The 3719-nt window shown below is 69.8% G+C and carries 5 protein-coding genes; all 5 read left to right on the top strand.

From position 1 onward, the window contains the following. The first annotated feature begins 221 nt into the window (after positions 1-221). Positions 222-725, top strand: a complete 504-nt coding sequence (locus PHC73_RS12350) for an OmpH family outer membrane protein (protein WP_300128716.1) — start codon at positions 222-224, stop codon at positions 723-725. 17 nt (positions 726-742) lie between these two features. After that, a complete protein-coding gene (gene lpxD, locus PHC73_RS12345) occupies positions 743-1762 on the top strand; it encodes a UDP-3-O-(3-hydroxymyristoyl)glucosamine N-acyltransferase (RefSeq protein WP_300128713.1) in 1020 nt (339 codons plus the stop codon). Continuing rightward, a complete protein-coding gene (gene fabZ / locus PHC73_RS12340; protein ID WP_300128710.1) occupies positions 1755-2210 on the top strand; it encodes a 3-hydroxyacyl-ACP dehydratase FabZ in 456 nt (151 codons plus the stop codon). The genes lpxD and fabZ overlap by 8 nt, the downstream gene beginning before the upstream one ends. Then, positions 2207-2977: an acyl-ACP--UDP-N-acetylglucosamine O-acyltransferase gene (gene lpxA / locus PHC73_RS12335; RefSeq protein ID WP_300128707.1), complete on the top strand. Its 771-nt coding sequence runs from the start codon at positions 2207-2209 to the stop codon at positions 2975-2977. The genes fabZ and lpxA overlap by 4 nt, the downstream gene beginning before the upstream one ends. A 6-nt stretch (positions 2978-2983) precedes the next feature. Continuing rightward, on the top strand, positions 2984-3719 hold a 736-nt coding region (lpxB, locus tag PHC73_RS12330), incomplete at its 3' end, for a lipid-A-disaccharide synthase (RefSeq protein WP_300128705.1).

Genomic DNA, 3719 nt, shown 5'->3' with positions numbered 1-3719 from the left:
CGAACGACGAGACGCAGATGTTCCAGTTCAGCCTGGGCGCCGGTTTTTAGGGAAATGTCGAACACGTTCCGGCTTGGAATTTTCCAGTTCGAGGCGGCACGGGGCGCGCCCGCGCTGCCTTCCATGAATCGACGCCGCAGGCCGGCGATGCATACCGGGGCCGCTTGCCCTGGACAGGTTTTTGTTCACTCTCGACACGGAGTAGCTTCACGATGATGCGCATGCGCGGATGGATGCTTGGCCTGATCGGCTGCCTGCTGCTTGGCCCAGCGCTGGCGGCAGACCTGAAAATCGGCTACGTCAACGCCTCGGCCCTGCTGCAGGCCTCGCCGCAGGCCGAAAGCGTGCAGAAAAAGCTGCGTGACGAGTTCACGCCACGCCGCCAGCAGCTCGAAACGCGCGCCAAGCGCCTCGAGCAGATGGAACAGGACTTGTCCAAAAACGGCCTGATGCTGAGCGAAGACCAGCGCAAGGCCAAAGAAAAGGAAATCATCGACGGCCGGCGCGAGCTCAAGCACGCGCAGGACGAGTTCCAGGACGACCTGCGCATCCGCCAGTCCGAAGAGGTCGGCAAACTGCGCGAACAGCTGCTGGCAGCGGTCGAGAAATTCGCCAAGGCCAACAACTACGACCTCATCCTTTATGAGGGCGTCATCTACGCCAGCGACGCGCTGAACGTCACCGAGCAGGTGCTGGCGCTGCTGAAGAATCCGGCCGCCAAGTAAGGCGATCGCGGTCCGGCATGCGCTTGCGTGAGCTGGCTGCGCGCCTCTGCGTGGCTTTCGAGGGCGACGGCGCGCGCGAGCTGGACGGCGTCGCCACCCTGGCCAAGGCCGGGCCGCGGCAGCTGAGCTTTTTCGCCAACCGCCGCTACCGTGGCCAGCTGAGCGGCAGTGCGGCCGGCGCGGTGGTGCTGGCACCGGCCGACCGCGAGCTGTTCCCGGGCGCGGTGTTGCTGTCGGACAACCCGTATCTGACGTTCGCCCGCGCCGCAGCCGTCCTGCACCCGGCGCCGCCACCGGCACCCGGCATCCACCCGCAGGCCAGCGTGCATGCACAGGCCCGGCTCGGCGAGGGCGTGCGCATCGAGGCCGGCGCGGTGATCGAGGCCGGCGCCCGACTCGGCGCACGGGTGGTGATCGGCGCCGGCAGTTATGTCGGCGAGGACGTCGTCATCGGCGACGACTCGCGTCTTTCGCCGCGCGTGACCCTGCTGGCCGGCACCCGCCTCGGCGCCCGCTGCCTGATCCACCCGGGCGCGGTGCTGGGCGCCGACGGCTTCGGGCTCGCCAACGACCGCGGCGTGTGGGTGAAAGTGCCGCAGCTCGGGCGCGTGGTGGTGGGCGACGATGTCGAGATCGGCGCCAACACCACCATCGACCGCGGCGCACTCGACGACACGGTGATCGGCAACGGCGTCAAGCTCGACAACCTCATCCAGGTGGCCCACGGCGTGCGCATCGGCGATCACACGGCGATCGCCGCCTGCGTCGGCATCTCCGGCAGCACGGTGATCGGCCGGCACTGCGTGATCGGCGGCGGCGTGGGTTTCGTGGGGCATCTGGACATCTGCGATGGCGTCACCATCACCGGCATGTCGATGGTGGCGCAGTCGATCACCCGCCCGGGCGTGTACTCGGGCATCCCGGCCGAGGAGGCACGCCGCTGGCGGCGCAACATCGGCCGTTTTCATCAACTCGACGAGCTGGCGCGGCGCCTGCAGCGCCTGGAGCGCTCGCCCAAGGACGATCCTGATGACTGACCCGGAAACCCTGACCGCCACCGACATCATGCGCCTGCTGCCGCACCGCTACCCGTTCCTGCTGCTGGACCGGGTGGTGGAGCTGAAGCTCGGCGAGCGGCTCACGGCGATCAAGAACGTCACCGTCAGCGAGCCGTTCTTCCAAGGCCATTTCCCGAACTACCCGATCATGCCCGGCGTGCTGATCCTGGAGGCGATGGCGCAGGCCAGCGCCGTGCTCGGCTTTCGCAGCACCGGCACTAGTGCGGCGGACGACAACGTGTATTTGTTCGTCGGCATCGACAAGGCGCGCTTTCGCCAGGCGGTGCAGCCGGGCGACCAACTGCTGATTGAGGTCGCGCTCAAGCGCGCCGTGCGCGGCATGTGGATGTTCTCCGCCAGCGCCAGGGTGGACGGCCGCGAGGCGGCGTCGGCCGAGATCATGTGCACGCTCAAGGCGGTCAAATGATCGACCCGACCGCGCGCGTCCATCCCGACGCCCGGCTCGCGCCGGACGTCGAAGTCGGCCCCTACGCCGTCATCGGCCCGCGGGTGCAGATCGGCGCCGGCAGCGTGATCGGCCCGCACGCGGTGATCACCGGCAACACGCGCATCGGGCGCAACAACCGCATCTTCCAGTTCGCCTCCATCGGCGAGATCCCGCAGGACAAGAAGTACCACGCGGGCGAGGACACGCGGCTCGAAATCGGCGACGGCAACACCATCCGCGAGTTCTGCACCATCAACGTGGGCACCGCCGGCGGCGGCGGGCTGACGCGCCTGGGCGACGACAACTGGCTGATGGCGGGCGTGCACATCGCGCACGACTGCATCGTCGGCAACCACACCATCTTCGCCAACTCGGCCTCGCTGGCCGGGCACGTCACGGTGGAGGACCACGTCATCCTCGGCGGCTTTGCGCTGGTGCACCAGTTCTGCTCGCTCGGCGCACACAGTTTCCTTGGCGCCACCGCGCTGGTACTCAAGGACGTGCCGCCGTTCGTCATGGCCGACGGCAACTCCGCCCGCCCGCGCGGCATCAACACCGAAGGCCTGCGCCGGCGCGGCTTCTCGGCCGACGACATGGCCGCCATCCGCAACGCCTACAAGACGCTGTACCGCTGCGGCCTGCGCCTGAAAGAGGCGCTGGCGGTGCTGGATGGCGAAAGCGACTGCCCGCACGTGGCGCACATGGCCGCCTTCGTGCGCCGCTCGCAGCGCGGCATCATCCGGTAGGCGGCCGTGGCGCGCCGCCTGCGCGTCGGGTTGATCGCCGGCGAGCCGTCCGGCGATGCGCTCGGCGCGGCGCTGATCGAGGCGCTGCGCCGGCGCGTGCCCGAGCTCGAGTGCGTCGGCATCGCGGGGCCCGCCATGCGCGCGGCCGGCTGCCGGGCGCTGTACGCGGCCGAGGAACTGGCGGTGATGGGCCTGTTCGAGGTGCTAAGGCACCTGCCGCGCCTGCTGCGCATCCGCCGCGGCCTGCTGCGCCAGCTGCTGGCCGATCCACCTGACGTGTTGGTCGGCATCGACGCGCCGGACTTCAACCTGCCCATCGAGGCGCGTTTGCGCCGCGCCGGCATCCGCACCGTGCATTACGTGAGTCCGTCGGTGTGGGCCTGGCGCGAGGGCCGCATCCGGCGCATCGCCGCCGCCGTCGATCGCATGCTCACGCTGTTCCCGTTCGAGGCCGCGTTCTACCAGCGCCACGGCGTGCCGGTGAGCGTGGTCGGCCATCCGCTCAGCGCGCGCCTGGAGCCGGTCACGCCGGCGCAGCGCGCGGCGGTGCGGGCCGAACTCGGTCTGCCCGCCGACACGCCGGTGCTGGCGCTGCTGCCGGGCAGCCGCGCCAGCGAGTACCGGCGCCTGACGGGTCTGTTTCTCGACACCGCGCAGTGGCTGCGCGCCAACGGCCGGCCGTGCACGGTGGTGGTGCCGCTGGTCGATGCCGCCGCGCGAGCGGCGGTGGAAGGCGAGCTGC

The sequence above is a fragment of the Immundisolibacter sp. genome (assembly GCF_028696615.1).
GTDB lineage: Bacteria > Pseudomonadota > Gammaproteobacteria > Immundisolibacterales > Immundisolibacteraceae > Immundisolibacter.
Note: the sequence above shows the minus strand (reverse complement) of the source record. Positions and strands in the feature narration are given on the sequence as shown.

Coding starts and splice junctions, on each gene's coding strand:
- fabZ (WP_300128710.1), top strand. CDS start 1,755: ATGACTGACCCGGAAACCCTGACCGCCACCGACATCATGCGCCTGCTG.
- PHC73_RS12350 (WP_300128716.1), top strand. CDS start 222: ATGCGCGGATGGATGCTTGGCCTGATCGGCTGCCTGCTGCTTGGCCCA.
- lpxA (WP_300128707.1), top strand. CDS start 2,207: ATGATCGACCCGACCGCGCGCGTCCATCCCGACGCCCGGCTCGCGCCG.
- lpxD (WP_300128713.1), top strand. CDS start 743: ATGCGCTTGCGTGAGCTGGCTGCGCGCCTCTGCGTGGCTTTCGAGGGC.